The following is a 16,420-nucleotide window of genomic DNA, read 5'->3' as shown; positions in this document are numbered from 1 at the left end:
CCCAAATCATACGTTTCGGAGGATGCTGCAATGCGAGATAAGTACAGACCGCAGTTTCATTTTACGCCGGAAAAAAACTGGATGAATGACCCTAACGGGCTCGTGTATTATAATGGGGAGTACCATCTGTTTTACCAGTATCACCCGCATGGGACCACCTGGGGCCCGATGCATTGGGGTCATGCGGTCAGCGGGGATCTGGTTCATTGGGAGCACCGGCCGGTGGCTCTGGCAGCCGATGAGCACGGGGAAATCTTCTCCGGCAGCGCCGTTGTGGATTGGCAGGATACCTCCGGCTTCTTCGGCGGGGAGCCCGGTCTGGTTGCGATCTTCACGCACCACCGGAACCCGGATTCGGATGAAGGCCGTCCCGTAGAGCGCCAGAGCCTGGCGTACAGCGGCGATTTCGGCCGGACCTGGACCAAATATGAAGGCAATCCGGTGCTTGCCGACGGCAGCCGGACCGATTACCGCGATCCGAAAGTGTTCTGGCATGAGCCTACGAAGCGCTGGATCCTGATTCTGGCCTCCGGCCAAACCATCTGCATCTACCATTCTCCCAATCTGAAGGATTGGACGTTTGCCAGCGAATTCGGCGAAGGGGAGGGCGCCCATCTCGGCGTCTGGGAATGCCCGGATTTATTCGAGCTGCCGGTTGACGGAGACGAAACCCGGACGAAGTGGGTGATGTTCGTCAGCATGGGCAGCTCGCCGAGGCATCCGGAGGGCTCAAGAACGCAGTATTTTATAGGGAGCTTCGACGGGACTGTGTTCCGGAATGAGAACGCCCCTGAGACTGTCCTCTGGCTGGATTACGGCAGAGACAATTACGCAGGGGTCAGTTGGTCGGATGTTCCGGCCGAGGACGGACGCCGCATCTATATCGGATGGATGAGCAACTGGAAATATGCGCAGGTGACGCCGACAGAAAGCTGGCGAAGCGCCATGACCGTGCCGCGGGCTTTGTCGCTGAGAAGCGGCGGGGAGCGCGTGACTCTGACGCAGCAGCCGGTTCGGGAGCTGGAGAGGCTTAGAACGGAAGCGTACCAATGGAGGGATCATATTTTGGGTGAAGGCGGTAATCCGCTATCCGGTATGCGGCTGGGGTGCTTCGAGATGATAGCGGAGTTCGAGTCAGGTGAAGCGGACGAATTCGGCTTCAAGGTTCGTTCTTCGGATGCGCGCGAGACGGTCCTCGGGTATGATACCCGGAAGCAGGAGTTGTTCGTGGATCGGACCCGTTCAGGGGAAGCCGGGTTCCACGAGGATTTCCCCGGCCGGCATGCGGCCAAGCTGGAGCTGCGGGAGAATCGGTTGAGACTGCACATATTGGTCGACACCTCATCGGTGGAAGTGTTCGGCGGCGACGGGGAAGCCGTGATCACCGATTTGATTTTCCCGGAATCGGAAGATCAAGAGCTCGCGGTGTATACAAAGGGCGGGAGCGCAAAGCTGCTTTCTCTGGACATTTTTCCGCTGCAATCGATTAGGGACGAATAGGCATCGTTGCCGCAGGAGGGGACGATGATGAACAACATCTTGGTAGTAGATGATGAAGCGATTCAAAGAAGAGTGCTGGCCTCCATAATCCGCAGAGCGCTGCCTGCAAGCCAGGTATGGGAGGCGAACAACGGCAAGGCCGCGCTGGAGCTCATGCATTCGCAGCCGATGGATGTCGTCTTCACAGATATTAGAATGCCGATCATGGACGGCCTCGACTTTATCGAGAAGCTGAAGCAATCCTTTACCGGCGTCAAAATCATCATCCTCAGCGGATTCCGCTACTTCGAGTATGCCCAAAGAGCGATTCAGCTCGGGGCTTACGATTATCTGCTGAAGCCGATTAAGGAAGAGAGTATTACCGAAATTCTTGCACGGGTAAGAGAAAGCATCGACCGCGAACGGGCCCGGCAGCTCGAGAACGAAAGGATCAAAAGGCAGCTGACCAGCACAATGTCCGTCTACTATGACCAGCTGCTTCGCGACTGGATCACGCATGGAATCGGCGAGGCGAAATTTCAGGAGATGAAGGAGCATTTTTCGCTAAGGGCCCGTGGTACGGTACTCGTATCCCGGCTGATCCGGGAAGAGCAGCTCATAGGGCAAGAGGGCAGCGCAAGCCGTGTATCAAGCATGATGATCAGCCGGATGGAGAGCTGTCTGCAGCAGGTAGGCTTGTCGGTCTCCTTTTTCAAGGAAGATAAGAGCCATATGATTACCGTGCTGACGTACGATGGGCCGGGTCCTGCCTTGGAGTCTCTGACAGAGCTGGCGCATCGGTTCAGAGAGCAAATGCTGGCACAGCAGGGAATCGTGCTGACCATCGGGATCGGCGGTCCTTGCGGCGAATTGTCCGGCAGGGGAAGGGATTCGTATAGAGAAGCGGTCGAGGCTGCTTCTTTTCGCTATTTTCTGACGGCGGCGGATAGCGTCATCCCGTATTCGGCCATTGCCGGGCGAATCCGGTCCATGCATTACGATCTTCTGAAGGAGGAAGAGGCGCTGAAGGAAGCGATCCGGATGATGAAGAGCGATCTCATCACGGCCACGCTGGACAAATTGTTCTCGCGCTTATTGGAAGGCGGCTTCCCTTACCCGGACCAGTGGCTCAAGTCGTTCCTTCGGATGGTCTATGGCATTGCGACGGTGATCAAGGATCTCATGGAGGAGCGGAAGTACAAGCAACTGCTTTCGGAAACCGAAAGCAGCCTTACCCGATGCGCTGATGTTTTGGAGTTCAAAGACCGGCTGACCGCGATTTTGCTCGAGTTCATGAACATCCTGAGAAGCAACCGATCGAACCTGCACGAATCGATGATCGAGAAGTGCATCGCCTATATCGATTCGCATTATATGGAGGACCTCTCCCTGGAGCTCGTCGCGGGGCGGTTCTTCTTCAGTCCAAATTATTTAAGTTCCTTTTTCAAGAACCACCTGGGCATGACGTTCAGCAAGTACCTCTCCCACATCCGGCTCAAGAAGGCCGTCGAGTTCTTGAAGAGCACGGACATGAAGGTCTACGAGATTGCCTCCCGCGTCGGCTTCAAGGACGACAAGTACTTCTACCGTGTCTTCCGAGGCCGCTTCGGCCTGACGCCGGATGAGTACCGGAGGAATTTGCTGGTGGAGGGGAAGGCTTGGGAGTGAGATGTTAATTACTGAATAGAAGGAAGAGAGGTTCAGCAAAAAGGCGGCAATATCCGCTTGCCAAAAGATGCTCTGTCATGGCATATAGGTTGTTTGAAAAAGGAGGGGAACGAATGCTGCCGGATCAAGCAACGTTAGAGAGCGGCTTGACAATGATTGCACGGTGCAAGCAGGAAACGGGGGATATATGGCACGCCCACTTCGGCGCCGCCGCGATTGCCTCTTATTTTTTTGCGAAGGAAAACCGGTTGTCCGACCTGACGATACGCTGCCTGACCGATCAATCCGAAGCGATGATCAAGAAGCATTTGCGGACGCCGGCCATCCTCAAGGCGAACGGGTGTGCGGTTCAGCAGGCCGAATCGGCCATTCTGGAGGCTCTCGAGCCTACAATCGATCGGCTCCATTGGGTCGGACACAATGTCATTTACGCTGCGGTCAGCTTGCTTGCCGTTGGGGCAACGAGAAGAACATAGACGGCATATGCGAGCTTGTTCGTTCTTTTGAAAAAATCATCCCCGGTCGGTCATGGCTTGGCTATACCGCTTCGGAGGTCAGGCGGCTCGGTCTGGACGAAGACGATCGTTTTCCGAAGGTGGAGGACGCCCGGCAGCTCTCGGAGTTTATCTTAAACGAAACAGCGCAGTTTAAGACGATCTATCGAGCGGAGGCGCACCATGACCTGATCGGGCACATGCTTACGTTTTCGCATGCCTTGAACATTTTGGCGGATCTGGGTCATGAATCGTTATTCCAACGTGGGCTTCTTCCGCTCTTTACTTTGGTTAAGGTGCTTCGGCGAAGCCATCATCTTCAGCCGGGGGAGCCGATCCGGTTAGTCTCGCCGGTCGACCGTCTGCCGTTACAGGAAGCTGAGCGGGCAGCGTCATTGCCTACAGAACCGGCTTATTGGACGGCAGCTCTCGGCATGCATGATTGGGATTTCGGCCATTCGTTTAAATTCGCCTTCAGCTTTTATAACCATTCGAACCGGTCGCCCAGGGACGAGGAAGCATCCGTCGAGAACTTTCGGTATCTTATCCACGGTTAAGGCGAGAGAGGAGCTGGGCTGGGCAAAAAATCGGACCTGCACGCCGAAGTTTGCAGCACTTTCGCCGAGCGGTTATGATAGATACGGTAAATTTGCAGAAAAGAATGGATGGAGTGACGGGTTGCATGCAGATCGATAACATTATCATTACGGGCCGGATGTACCGGGAGTTGGAAGCCGCATGGCCGGGTGTCGAGGGCAAGCAAGTCCGGTTTCTTGCCGAATCCGAGGTGAGCGAAGCCGACGTGCTGCTCACTCGTACGACCGGTTCGTTCGGGCAGAAAATCGGCGAATATTGCCTCAGTCATATGCTTGCCGATCTCCAGCATCACGAAGCGTTCGCTCGCAGCCGGTCGGACAGAAGCTGGAACCCGATCCCACCGCTGCCGCTGTCCGGAAGCCGGGTGACGGTGATGGGCACCGGCTCCGTCGGGCAAGAGCTTGCCCGGATGCTGCAGGCGCTGGGAGTTGAAGTATCGGGCGTTTCCATGCGCGGGGAAAGGAAGCCGCATATGGATCATGTTTATCCGATGTCGCACATCGGGGACGCCGTTTCCGCCGCCGACTGGGTAATCAATACTTTGCCGCTGACCTCACAAACGGATAAGCTGTTCGGGCCTGCGCTTTTTGCGCGGATGAACGGTGCCGGCTTTATTAACGTCGGCCGTGGCCCGTCGGTTGATCAGGCTGCGCTGCTGGAGGCGCTTGATCAGGGCCATCTTCGTCTGGCGGTGCTCGACGTGTTCGAGGAGGAGCCGCTCCCCGATGCGTCTCTGCTATGGAAGCACAAGGATGTCCGGGTGACGCCTCACGTAGCCGCCGTCACTTCCGTGGAAGAGGCGCTGGGCGGTTTCTTGGACACGCTGCGCAAGCTGGAAGCGGGGGAACGGGAGATTGCGAATCGGGTGGACCTGGTACGCGGGTATTAAACGGCTACCGGGTTACGGAACACGCAACGATTGTTAGCAGCTTAGGAGGAACAACATCATGACGCCAAGCGAAGAAATCTTTGACATTTTTGACGAACGGATGAATCCGGCGGGACAGGCTTCCCGCTCCGAGGTTCATGCCCGGGGTCTGTGGCACCAAACGTTTCATTGCTGGATTGTGGAGCCGACGGATGGGGACGCATTTCTGCTGTTTCAAGAACGGCACCCGGACAAAGATACGTTTCCGTCATTGCTCGATACGTCCTGCGCCGGTCATCTGCTGGCAGGCGAAGCAGTCGAAGACGGTGTTCGCGAGCTGGAAGAGGAGCTTGGACTAAACGTTCCGTTCGAAGCGTTGGTTCCCTGTGGCTTGTTTGCCGAGGAGGATGTCATCTCCGAATCGTGCACCGACCGCGAGTTCTGCCATGTGTTTCTTCATGTGAAACGGCAGCCGCTCACTCGATACCGCTTGCAACCGGAAGAGGTCACGGGCTTATACCGGATTCCGCTTGAGCAAGTACGGAAGCTGGCTCAAGGAACATTATCGGAGCCGATCCGGATCGACGGCGTTGCCCTGGACGAGAACGGTATGTCGGTGCCGGTCGAGCGGACGGTCGGACCTGCGGATTTCGTTCCGCATCCGGGGGATTATTATGAGCTGGTGCTGAAGGCGATAGACCGGATAGGAAAATCCGCGCTTTGATGTGAGGGCTGAGCCGCATCCGGGTTTGCCAAAAGTGAGGAAGCGGGGAGGCAAGGCAATAATAGAGAATTGGGAAATGAAGCAAAGCTGGGAAATGAACGGCGTATTTCCCGGGTAAGCGCACAACTCGATTCGTTATTCGATTTTTCAGACTTTTTCGACAATAGCGATGTCGGGTTTATCCTATATAATGGGATACTTTCCATTCCTATAAAGAATTTCAAAAAAATAAGCGGGTGCTCCGTTATCATCGACATTCCTTAAGAAAGGTCGGATGGATGGGGATACCCGCTTTTTATCTATTATACGGACACGCGGCTGATGGTCAAGAACGTACGATGTACGCCGCCCGCCGGTACTTCCACCAGCTCTTGTTTCCGGTTCAATTCGTCGGTTTTGGCCATCCACGGCTCGACGCAGACGAAGCTTTTGCCGCTTACGGACCACAGTACGACATATTTGAAGGGCTCGCCGTACGTCATCCGCACGACCAAACGCTCCGCCGGGCTGAAGGTAATGTCCCGCCGCTGCGCGTTCAGGAAAACAACCGATTCCGGCAGCTTATCGAGATCGATGACCCGGCCATCGTAGCTTTTTTCCGTGCCGTCGTTGTAGTCGAAGTATTTCGTCGCGTCGGTTTCGTAGGCGAGCGCTTTGCGGTCGGCGACAAAATACGGGTGGAATCCCGGATACATCGGCATCGGCTCCGCCGAGCCGTTCCGGTATTCTTGCTCGATGATCAATTGACCGTTCTTCAACCGGTAAGTAAAGCTAAGCTCAAAGTCGAACGGGTACGATTCCCGCGTTTCCGCGTCGCTGGCGAGTGTCAACGTAATGGCGGCACCGTCACCGGTATCCGTCGATTCGACACGCCAAGGGCGTACGCGGGCGACGCCGTGATTTTTCATGCTATAGCGCTGTCCGTTCCATTCGTAGGCACCTTCCGCAAGCTGCCCGGAGATCGGGAACAGCACCGGAATGCCGCCGCGGATATTGGCGTTCGGATCGTCGAACGTCGCTTTGTCCAAATAAAGCAGCTCCTGACCGTTCGCCCCGAAGCTGATGACGATTCCGCCGCGCTCCGGGGCGATTTTGAACCACGAACGGGTACTGTGCTCGATCAACTCGTAAATCTCGTAGGAATCTTGGTAAGTCCGGATTTCGTATGGTTTCATGGTCCGTCTCCTTTCTCATCTCCGCTATATTTTACCATAACGTTCCACGTTTGTTCTACGAGAACGCTTTGCCCACATGACGAAAATCTGAAATAACCGGCCAGCGCCATTCTGGGATGCATAATATTTCCGCACATGAAGATACTGGAAGTAAAAACAAGAGGTGTTCTTCATGTGCGAACGTTTTTCGTTGACGGCCGAGCTGCCGGAGCTGTCGGAGCGTTATCGGATCGGTCAGGTGACCTATGCTTACAAGCCGCGATATAACATCGCCCCGACACAGCAGGTGGCCGTAATCATCCGGGGGGCGGAAAGCCGGAAGCTGGAGGAGCACCGGTGGGGGCTCGTTCCATTCTGGGGGAAGGACGCCGTGAATGCCGACAGCGGAGCCATACACGAAAAACCGGCGTATCGCAAGCTGTTCGGCAAGCAGCGCTGCATCATTCCGAGCAACGGCTTTTACGTCTGGAAAACGGAGGGCAAAACAAGACGGCCGATTCGCATTGTCATGAAGGACCGGGGCGTCTTCGCCATGGCCGGGCTGTATGAAGTGTGGAAAGATTCGCGGGGCGGAGAAACCCGCACCTGCACGGTCATGACGACGAGGTCGAACCGGCTGGTGTTCGATTACGATGAGCGGATGCCGGTCATTTTGGACGAACGGGACGTCGAGACGTGGCTCGATCCGACCATGAACGGTGAACCGGACAGGCTGCAATCATTGCTTCAGCCTTATTCGCCCGAGCGCATGCATGCGTACCCGGTCTCCCAGCGGGTAGCGGACCCTCTAGTCGAGTCGGAGGAATGCGTCGAAGAAGCGGCGCCTACCAGGTATGCGCTCCTCAGACGGTAAGACCGAGGAAATGTCCGGCCTGTGACGGCGTGCCGACCTGAATAAACCGTAAAGCCTTATTCCTTGATGGAGTAAGGCTTCTTGACGTTCGAATGAAGGATGGAAAAACAAGTTAAAAAAGGAATTCGGCACAGCTTTCTCGAACTTGGAAAGGAATACCTTTACCATAAGAGGTTGAAGAGGGGGCATGTGCGATGGCGAAGCACGTTTATCCTGTCGAGGAATGGATCGAGGAAGCGACAGTCGACAAGCTGCAGCAGGCGATGGAATCCGGGGAGCGAACCGCGGCGGAGCTGGTCCGGGCGTATATGGCGCGGGTTGCGGCATACGACAAGCGGGGGCCTGCGCTGAATGCGGTGCTGGAGCTTAACCCGGATGCGCTTGCGATTGCCGAAGCGCTGGACGCCGAACGGCAGGCGCAAGGTCCGAGAGGGCCCTTGCACGGAATCCCGGTGCTGTTGAAGGACAATATCGACACGGCCGATAAAATGCATACGAGCGCGGGCTCCCTTGCGCTGGAGGGACATTACGCGGCAAGCGACGCTTACTTGGTCAAGCGGCTGCGGGAGGCGGGCGCCGTCATTCTGGGAAAAGCTAATATGACGGAATGGGCGAACTTCATGACGCAAGGGATGCCGGGAGGCTACAGCTCCCGCGGCGGCCAAGTGCTGAACGCGTACGGTTCCAAGCTTGCCGCAGGCGGTTCGAGCACCGGGTCCGGCGTGTCCGTGGCGGCGAACCTGTGTGCGCTGGCCGTAGGGACGGAAACGTCCGGCTCGATTCTGAGCCCGGCGGCGGCCAGCTCGGTCGTTGGCATCAAGCCGACGGTCGGGCTAATCAGCCGCAGCGGAATCATTCCGCTGGCCCATAGTCAAGATACGGCAGGACCGCTCGCCCGAACGGTGGCCGACGCAGCGCTGCTGCTCGGGGCGATGGCCGGAACGGATTCCGCCGATCCGATCACGCGCGTGTCGCAGGGCCGGGTGCCCGCCGATTACCGGAAGTTCCTGGACAAGGACGGATTGCGAGGAGCCCGGATCGGGGTCCCACGGGCGGTCTACCATGACAAGCTGGGCGAGGAGGAGCGCCGGGCGTTCGACGCTCACGTCGCCGCTCTGCGGCTTGCCGGAGCAGAGGTTGTCGATCCGGCGGATATTCCTTCGGCGCAGGAGTTCGCTTCGTTCCACTCCAGCGTGTTCCGCTATGAATTCAAAGCGGACATGAACGCCTACTTAAGCAAGCTTGCGCCGCATCTGCCGGTTCATTCGCTGCGCGAGGTTATCGCTTTTAATGCGAAGCATTTTGAGCGGGCGCTAAAATACGGCCAAATCACTCTGATGCGCGCCGAAGAGACGTCGGGAACGCTCACCGAGGCGGAATATGTAGAGGACAGGCTGAAAGATTTACGGCTGTCCCGGGCCGAAGGCATCGATGCGGCGATGGCCCGGCACAGGCTGGATGCTTTGCTGTTCCCCGGGGCGTCCGGGGCCGGAATTGCCGCCGCGGCAGGCTATCCCTCGATCGCCGTTCCCGGCGGCTTTACCGCAGATGGCCGGCCGCTTGCGGTCACGTTTACGGGGCAGGCGTACAGTGAGCCCGTGCTGATCCGGCTTGCCTATGCGTTCGAGCAGCTCGGACCGCAGCGGCGAAAGCCGACGTGGACGAAGTAAGGCAATAACCGCATACGATGGGTACGGATTGGAAAGAGGAAAGAAGAGCCGGGAATTAAGCGTCCGTAACGGACATTTAATCCCCGGCTTTTTGGCGTGCACGAAAACGGCGCACCTTCATAAGATTGCCGCATAGTTTGTCGTCGCAGTACCGCTTGGACCGGTTGCGGGTATCGTCGTAGTAAACCCACAAGCAGTCAGGGTTGCTGCAAATGCGCATTCGGGCAGGATCTTTGTCGGCCAAAGTTTGCGCGAACGAAGCGGCGATTTCGGCTCCAATCTGCGTCCAGCCGAGCAAAGTCGGAATGCAGTCCAAACGATAGCGCTGATCTGTCTGGACGATCTGACGAACGACCGGCCCGTCGGCCATAACCCGGTTTAATTCTCCGAGATCTTCCGGGTCGGGCTGCGAGCCTGCAGCGAAGGCTTGAACGATGCGAAGCAGCAGGTCCCGCAGCTTTTTCAATTCAACCATTTCTTGAGGCGAAGGCAGGTGAGGGGCGGTAAGCCGGTGCTCGGACAGCCATTGCCCGATCCATTCGGGGCTCTCCAGCCGATCCTCGCTTCTGCCGCTTCCGCGCCAATCCCGCCACATGCTATTGAGAAAATCATCCCATATCATTGTGATCCCAGCTTTTTTTGTCCCTTATTGTAGCATGGAAATATTGGCCTGCGCCAGCTTCTATACAATCAGCTTTGCTTGTGGTATATTATGGATGTAACCATCAAAATTAGATTAGATAGTTACAAATGATGAAACGGGAGGAGAAGACGGCATGAACAAGAAGGAGCTGCTCTTGCACGAATGGGATATTTGTTACGACAAGGAAGATTGGTTTCCGCCGCTGCACGAGGCGTTGAAGGGTCTAACGGCGGCCGAAGCCGACTGGCGGCCGGAGGGAGCCGCTGCCAATACGATCCGCGAAACCGTCCGGCATTTGACGTTCTATAAGGAGCGTATGCTAAAACGGCTGTCGGGCGAAGATCCGCAATATCCCAACGGGTTGACGAACGACGATACGTTTGCCGCATATGGGGAGAGGGAAACGACCTGGGAAGAAGAGGCCGACCGATTGGAACATGTACATAAGGCCGTTCGGGCTGCGCTTGCGGAGTTAAGGGAAGATGACTTGGAACGGCCGCTCCCGAAAACCACGGTAACGCTTTCCGTTACGAGCCTGGTCGTACACGACGCATATCATATTGGGCAGATCGTGCAGATCCGCAAGCTGCAAGGCTCATGGCCTGCGCGGCGCCATTTCGACTAGCAAAGAAACTTCCGCATCTCAGCCATTCTCGACATCACGTTCAAAAGACCCGGGCCCTTTCCGTCAGTGCGAAAGGTCCCGGGTCTTTGCGTTGTGCCGCGCGTACTTCGCTCGATACGAAGGCGACAAGCACTCCGTTGTTTGGCAAATTATGTAAGTTCGGTTTCCGCTAGTCAAGGGATGGAAAAAAAACAGGAAAATAAATTCCATATGGGAATATATAGAAATGTAGCGGCCTTGTTGGAGGACTGATCATTCATCATTAAAAGGGGGGGTTCATTTGTCCAAAGCCAAAAAAATACTGCTGTTCTCTTTATCCGGTGTATTAGCGTTAGGGGTCGTCGCAAGCGGAGGCAGCTATTGGTTTGTCCGCAACGCGCTTGCAAAGACCGACGGCGAACTGATTTTGGGCGTATCCAAGCCGGTGTCCGTCGTGCGGGACGATTATGGGATTCCGCACATTTACGCTTCGAACGAGCGTGATTTAATGTTTGCGCAAGGGTATGTCCATGCGCAAGACCGCCTCTGGCAGATGGAGCTGGCGCGTCGTTCCGTCAGCGGAACGCTGGCTGAAGTGTTCGGCGAAGCTTTGCTGCCGCAGGATCGATTTAACCGTACGATCGGGTTCAGACGAATGGCAGACGAACTGATTCCGAAGCTGGACGAACGGACCAAGGAAGCGCTGCAGGCCTATGCGGACGGCGTCAACGCCTTTAAGGAAACGGGCTCACTGCCGATCGAGTATACGCTGACCGGCGCTGCTTTCGAGCCATGGCAGATCAGCGATTCGATCGCCATCGGCAAGAACATGGCATGGTATCTGGGCGATAACGCCGTCACGGAGCTGTTCGTAAGTTCGTCCTTGAAGAAGCTCGGTTTCGATAAGACGCAGTCGCTCATCTCGGAGATCAGGCCGATTGAAGGAGGGGCGGTCTCACTGAAGGACGGGGACGCGCGGAAGCTTGTCGACCTGATTGACGCATCGCGCCGATACGGCATTCCCGGCGAGGGGATCGGCAGCAACAACTGGGTAGTCGCTGGAAGCAAGAGCGTAACCGGCAAGCCGCTGCTTGCCAACGATATGCATCTGCAGCTGGGTGCGCCTTCGATTTTCTACCAAAATCACCTGAGCGTCTCCGGACAGTACAACGTAACCGGTGTAGTGTTCCCGGGGCTTCCGGGTGTCGTAGCCGGGCATAACGAACATATCGCCTGGGGCTTTACCAACTTGAACCCCGACGTGCAGGACCTGTATATGGAGAAGCCGAATCCCAACAATCCACACCAGTTCGAATATGCGGGCCGCTACGAGGACGCCGTCGTGATTGAAGAAACGTTTCGCGTTAAGGGAAGGGCAGAACCCGTTCGGGGCGAAACGGTCATCACCCGGCACGGGCCCATCATTACGGACATCGTCAAGGAAATCGGTTTGTCGGAACAATTCGGCCATCCTCTGGCTCTCCGATGGACCGCCTATGACACCGGATACGGCAACGAAATTACCGCTTGGCTGACGATGAACAAAGCCAAAAACCGCGACGAGTTTGAACAAGCGATGCGTCTTTTTGCTGCGCCTGCCCAGAACATTGTGTATGCGGACGATCAGGGGAACATTGGCTGGCGGGCTAACGGCCGGATTCCGATCCGTGCCAAGGGGGACGGCATGCAGCCGGTGCCCGGCTGGACCAGCGAGTACGAGTGGAAGTCGTATATACCATGGGAAGAGCTGCCGCATGCCTGGAACCCTCCAGAAGGCTATATCGCCACCGCCAACAACCGTATCGTCGATGACAAGTACCAGTATTTTATTACGAACAACTGGTCGGAATCGTACCGCGCCGACCGGATTCACGAGATGCTGCGGGAGAAAGCGCGCTTGACGCTGCAAGATATGCAACGCATTCAGGGAGACTGGAAAAACCTGCAGGCGGCCCAGTATCGGGATATTTGGCTGCCCATTTTGAAGCGGGGCTCATGGAATGCGCCCCAGCAGCAGGCGCTGCGTACACTGGAGGAATGGATGCGGGACCCGGTCGACGCCCCCGATCTGGTTGGCCCGTCCATCTTCCACATTACGCTGGACAAGACGATGCAGAAGCTGTTCGAGCCCCAGCTTGGACTGGCGCTCTATTCAGATTTCCAGAAAACCGGATTGACCGTTAACGCGGTAAACGAACTATTTGCGGGCAAAAACAAGAAATGGCTGGAAGGCACCGGGAGCACAGTTGAGCAAGCGCTCCTTGAAGGCTTCGAGGAGGCTCTGCGCCTTTTGGAGCAGCAGCTTGGCGACAAACAGGAAAAATGGTTGTGGGGGGCGAATCATAAGCTGACGTTGGAGCATCCGCTCGGTGCTATAAAACCGCTTAATCTGATGTTTAACGACGGTCCGTACCCGTACGGCGGAAGCAGCGTTACCGTTGGCGCCGCCTCTTATTCGCGAAAGCAATGGCCCTACAAGATCGTTGTCGGGGCCCCGTGGCGCTTTACGGCCGACCTCTCCAACTTAAAAGCGTCGGAGGAGATCATGATCATGGGGGCCTCCGGTCAGCTAGGAAGTGCGCATTATTCGGATCAAACTCCGATGTGGCTCACAGGGCGTTACAAAACGATGTATTTCGATGAGGCAGATGTTGCGGCCCATACGAAAGCGAAGCTTGTCCTCCGTCCGCGCTAGAGAAGGGGATGCAAGTTGAGGAGTAGATAACGACCCCGACTGAACCGATAACCCGGTATGCGAAGTGCTCCTGTTGCCGCACCAACAAGGACTAGAGCCAATTTTTTCGCCTTATGCGATAATCGTCACGAGCTTCTGCCAATGGAAAACATATCATTTAAATATGGCAAAAAATATGCCAACCATTGTGCAGAAAGGAGCGGCTGCTTGATGAAAGGAGTTATTCTTGCCGGAGGATCAGGTACTCGACTAAAGCCGATGACCCGGTTTCTTAATAAGCATCTATTACCCGTCGGTCCTTACCCGATGATTCATTATGCGATTTCCAAAATGGCTGAGGCGGGAATATGCGATATTTTGCTCGTTACAGGAAAACATTCCGGCGGATTGTTTATTGACTATATCGGTAGCGGGCAGGAGTGGAACGTCCGTATGTCGTTTAAAGTGCAGGAAGAACCGGGAGGCATCGCTCAGGCTCTTTCCTTAGCGGAGGACTTCGTGAATCCCGGGGAAAAATTCGTCGTGCTTCTCGGCGACAACTTGTTCGAAGACTCGCTGACGGAGGAATTCGCCCGTTTCAGGGAACAGCCGGAGCAAGCCCGCGTGTTCTTAAAAGAAGTTGAAGATCCCCGAAGGTACGGAGTGCCGGTCATGGATGACTCGCGCATTGTGCGGATTGAGGAGAAGCCGGAATTGCCAAAATCGTCCTTCTGTGTGACCGGCATCTATATGTATGACGCCGGGGTGTTCGACATCATACGAACGATCCGGCCTTCCGCAAGAGGCGAGATGGAAATTACCGAAGTGAACAATAAGTATGCGGCCCGCGGCATGCTCTCCTACGGCATTCTGAACGGATGGTGGATTGATGCGGGAACCCACCTTTCGTTCAGGGAGGCCGCCCAAAGAATGGCAGGAGAGGCTACGCCATGAAGCGGGTCCTTGTAACTTGCGGGATGGGGTTCGTTGGCAGCAATTTCGTTCATTACTAGCGGTAGCGTCATCTTGCGGGTATCGTCGTCAATCTCGATCTGCTGACCTATGCGGGCAATTTGCGCAATCTGGCCGATTTGGAAGAGAGGCAGCATTATTGCTTCGTTTGCGGCGATATTGCCGATGCGAACTTTGTCGCCGAGGTGATGGCGGAAGCGCAGATCGATCCAGTCGTGCATTTTGCACCCGAATCCCACGGCGACCGCAGCATTTCAGACCCGCAAAGCTTAGTTAGAACAAATATTCCCGGAACGCAAGTACTGCTGGAAGCGGCACGGCGTTATGCGATCGACTCGGGTAAATCTGATCGCGGCTCGGGTGGAATCTGCCATACCGGTTCGAACACGGCATTGTGCAAACCGTTCAGTGGTACATGAGTCACGCGGCATGGTGGCAAAGCATACTGGATGGGACTCACCTTCAAACCGGTCAGGCTGGTGAAGGGCACTTTGGGTGAGAAATCGTCATTATCGGAGCGGAGGAAAGCATGGCAAAGATCTGGTGCGCGTACTTGGTTCGAAACATGACATCGCCGCATTGACCGTTCCCAGTTGAATGTGACGAGCATGCAGGCGGTGTCGGGCACGGTAGGATCAGCCAGCCCAATCTCAGCTCCGTACGAATCAGGATCGAAAAGGACCGAGCGTGTCTTTGCCCTTCCGATGTAGAAATGTTTGCAAACACCCAAAAAATGGGTTGCTGCCGATCGGGCGGGGGGATGTGCAGAATTTTACTTTCTACGACGGCGCATCGAGCGGTCTTAGCGACAAAAGTTAAGACCGCTAACCGTTGAAGACGATTTATTCGCTCAAGAATTGCGCTTGAGATTGTCTGCCGCCGGGCGAACGTTACTGCTCATGGGATGCGGGAGCATGCAACCGATCTTCTGCATGGGACGGTTCCCGGATAAAGCTGTTCGAAACGGTCGTTTTTAGCGAAGAAGCCGCCGGAGGAGCTTGGATAGGGGCCGACAAATACTTCGTGATGGATTGAAGCCGGACAGAGGCTTCACGGCCAAATAACCGCTTATGGTCATTGTGAAATGCACAAAGGACAAGCTCAGCGGCAACGGGGGGACGTTGTTCTACCAATTCTTTAATCGTTTGTCTGTGCAAACTTGAAGCATGGTTCGCCAACAGAAATACGTTGGTGCCAGAATGGTCGTGCTTTTTGTCTCCGAATTAGATGGATTTGCTGCATCCAGGCATCTTGCAAAAATTCGCGATTCATTTTTTTACAATCATGCAAAGGTAAATTCTCTTTTCCGAAACGAAAAAAGAAGCTGCCGAGAGAAGCCCTCGACAGCCATTTATATTGGTGGAACCGATCTGTTGTAAATAAAGATCATTACGGCCCGGGTACGCCAGTTTCGCCTTAAAGCAGCCCTTGAGGTCCTTAAGGTCTTTAAGGTCCTTGAGGTCCCTGAGGCCCTTGAACTCCGGTAGCGCCGGTAGCCCCTTGCGGTCCTTGGTCGCCCTGAGGCCCTTGAACTCCGGTAGCGCCGGTAGCCCCTTGCGGTCCTTGGTCGCCTTGAGGCCCTTGAACTCCGGTAGCGCCGGTAGCCCCTTGCGGTCCTTGGTCGCCCTGAGGTCCTTGAGCGCCGGTAGCGCCGGTAGCGCCGGTAACACCTTGAGGTCCTTGAGCACCAGTAGCACCGGTAGCACCAGTTACACCTTGCGGCCCTTGAGCACCAGTAGCGCCGGTAGCCCCTTGCGGCCCTTGGTCGCCTTGAGGTCCTTGAGCACCGGTAGCGCCAGTCGCTCCTTGAGGCCCTTGGTCACCCTGAGGTCCTTGAGTACCCGTAGCACCAGTCGCACCAGTCGCACCTTGAGGTCCTTGATCGCCTTGAGGCCCTTGAGCACCCGTAGCGCCAGTAGCCCCTTGAGGCCCTTGGTCACCCTGAGGTCCTTGAGTACCCGTAGCGCCAGTAGCTCCTTGCGGTCCTTGGTCGCCTTGA

12 protein-coding genes and 2 pseudogenes are annotated in these 16,420 nt (G+C 55.9%); 11 read left to right on the top strand and 3 right to left on the bottom strand.

The window, feature by feature from the left end; translation table 11 throughout:
* Positions 1–30 precede the first annotated feature (30 nt).
* The 5 genes and pseudogenes from PEL01S_RS15905 to PEL01S_RS15885 all read left to right on the top strand — a co-directional run bounded on the left by PEL01S_RS15905 (position 31) and on the right by PEL01S_RS15885 (position 5,830).
* Positions 31–1,500 (top strand): glycoside hydrolase family 32 protein, encoded by a 1,470-nt coding sequence (locus PEL01S_RS15905; RefSeq protein ID WP_063180813.1) that lies wholly within the window; start codon positions 31–33, stop codon positions 1,498–1,500.
* 27 nt (positions 1,501–1,527) lie between these two features.
* Positions 1,528–3,147, top strand: a complete 1,620-nt coding sequence (locus PEL01S_RS15900) for a response regulator (RefSeq protein WP_163768327.1) — start codon at positions 1,528–1,530, stop codon at positions 3,145–3,147.
* A gap of 113 nt (positions 3,148–3,260) precedes the next feature.
* Positions 3,261–4,198: pseudogene (locus PEL01S_RS15895) on the top strand (hypothetical protein).
* 125 nt (positions 4,199–4,323) lie between these two features.
* Positions 4,324–5,127: a D-2-hydroxyacid dehydrogenase gene (locus PEL01S_RS15890; RefSeq protein ID WP_127460981.1), complete on the top strand. Its 804-nt coding sequence runs from the start codon at positions 4,324–4,326 to the stop codon at positions 5,125–5,127.
* A 58-nt stretch (positions 5,128–5,185) separates the two neighbouring features.
* Complete coding sequence (locus tag PEL01S_RS15885; protein WP_127460980.1) at positions 5,186–5,830, top strand: NUDIX hydrolase; 645 nt, start codon at positions 5,186–5,188, stop codon at positions 5,828–5,830.
* A 302-nt stretch (positions 5,831–6,132) separates the two neighbouring features.
* Here the strand turns inward: PEL01S_RS15885 and PEL01S_RS15880 are convergent, their stop codons facing one another.
* Complete coding sequence (locus tag PEL01S_RS15880) at positions 6,133–7,005, bottom strand: aldose epimerase family protein (protein WP_108531938.1); 873 nt, start codon at positions 7,003–7,005, stop codon at positions 6,133–6,135.
* Between the two features lie 172 nt (positions 7,006–7,177).
* On the opposite strand from PEL01S_RS15880, the gene PEL01S_RS15875 reads away from it, so the two are divergent.
* Positions 7,178–7,858, top strand: coding sequence for an SOS response-associated peptidase (locus PEL01S_RS15875; protein ID WP_127460979.1), 681 nt, complete (start codon positions 7,178–7,180; stop codon positions 7,856–7,858).
* 194 nt (positions 7,859–8,052) lie between these two features.
* Positions 8,053–9,528 carry an amidase gene (locus PEL01S_RS15870; RefSeq protein ID WP_127460978.1) on the top strand — a complete coding sequence of 492 codons (1,476 nt, stop codon included), beginning with the start codon at positions 8,053–8,055 and terminating at the stop codon, positions 9,526–9,528.
* 76 nt (positions 9,529–9,604) lie between these two features.
* Here the strand turns inward: PEL01S_RS15870 and PEL01S_RS15865 are convergent, their stop codons facing one another.
* Positions 9,605–10,150, bottom strand: coding sequence for a CGNR zinc finger domain-containing protein (locus PEL01S_RS15865; RefSeq protein WP_127460977.1), 546 nt, complete (start codon positions 10,148–10,150; stop codon positions 9,605–9,607).
* Between the two features lie 154 nt (positions 10,151–10,304).
* Here PEL01S_RS15865 and PEL01S_RS15860 point away from each other — a divergent pair, with 154 nt between their 5' ends.
* From PEL01S_RS15860 to PEL01S_RS15845, 4 genes are all read left to right on the top strand, one after another.
* Positions 10,305–10,796, top strand: coding sequence for a DinB family protein (locus PEL01S_RS15860; protein WP_127460976.1), 492 nt, complete (start codon positions 10,305–10,307; stop codon positions 10,794–10,796).
* 280 nt (positions 10,797–11,076) lie between these two features.
* Entirely contained in the window at positions 11,077–13,470 is a 2,394-nt protein-coding gene (locus PEL01S_RS15855) for a penicillin acylase family protein (protein ID WP_127460975.1), read from the top strand.
* Between the two features lie 210 nt (positions 13,471–13,680).
* On the top strand, positions 13,681–14,403 hold the full coding sequence (locus PEL01S_RS15850; protein WP_127460974.1) for a sugar phosphate nucleotidyltransferase: 723 nt from the start codon (positions 13,681–13,683) through the stop codon (positions 14,401–14,403).
* Between the two features lie 80 nt (positions 14,404–14,483).
* Entirely contained in the window at positions 14,484–14,840 is a 357-nt protein-coding gene (locus PEL01S_RS15845) for a GDP-mannose 4,6-dehydratase (protein ID WP_127460973.1), read from the top strand.
* Between the two features lie 1,030 nt (positions 14,841–15,870).
* On the opposite strand, the pseudogene PEL01S_RS35295 reads toward PEL01S_RS15845, so the two are convergent.
* A pseudogene (locus tag PEL01S_RS35295) lies at positions 15,871–16,420 on the bottom strand (collagen-like domain-containing protein); the annotation flags it as partial.

The organism is Paenibacillus elgii NBRC 100335 (genome assembly GCF_004000865.1).
In the GTDB taxonomy this organism is placed as follows: Bacteria; Bacillota; Bacilli; order Paenibacillales; family NBRC-103111; genus Paenibacillus_G; species Paenibacillus_G elgii.
This window is presented reverse-complemented; position numbering and strand designations above follow the sequence as displayed.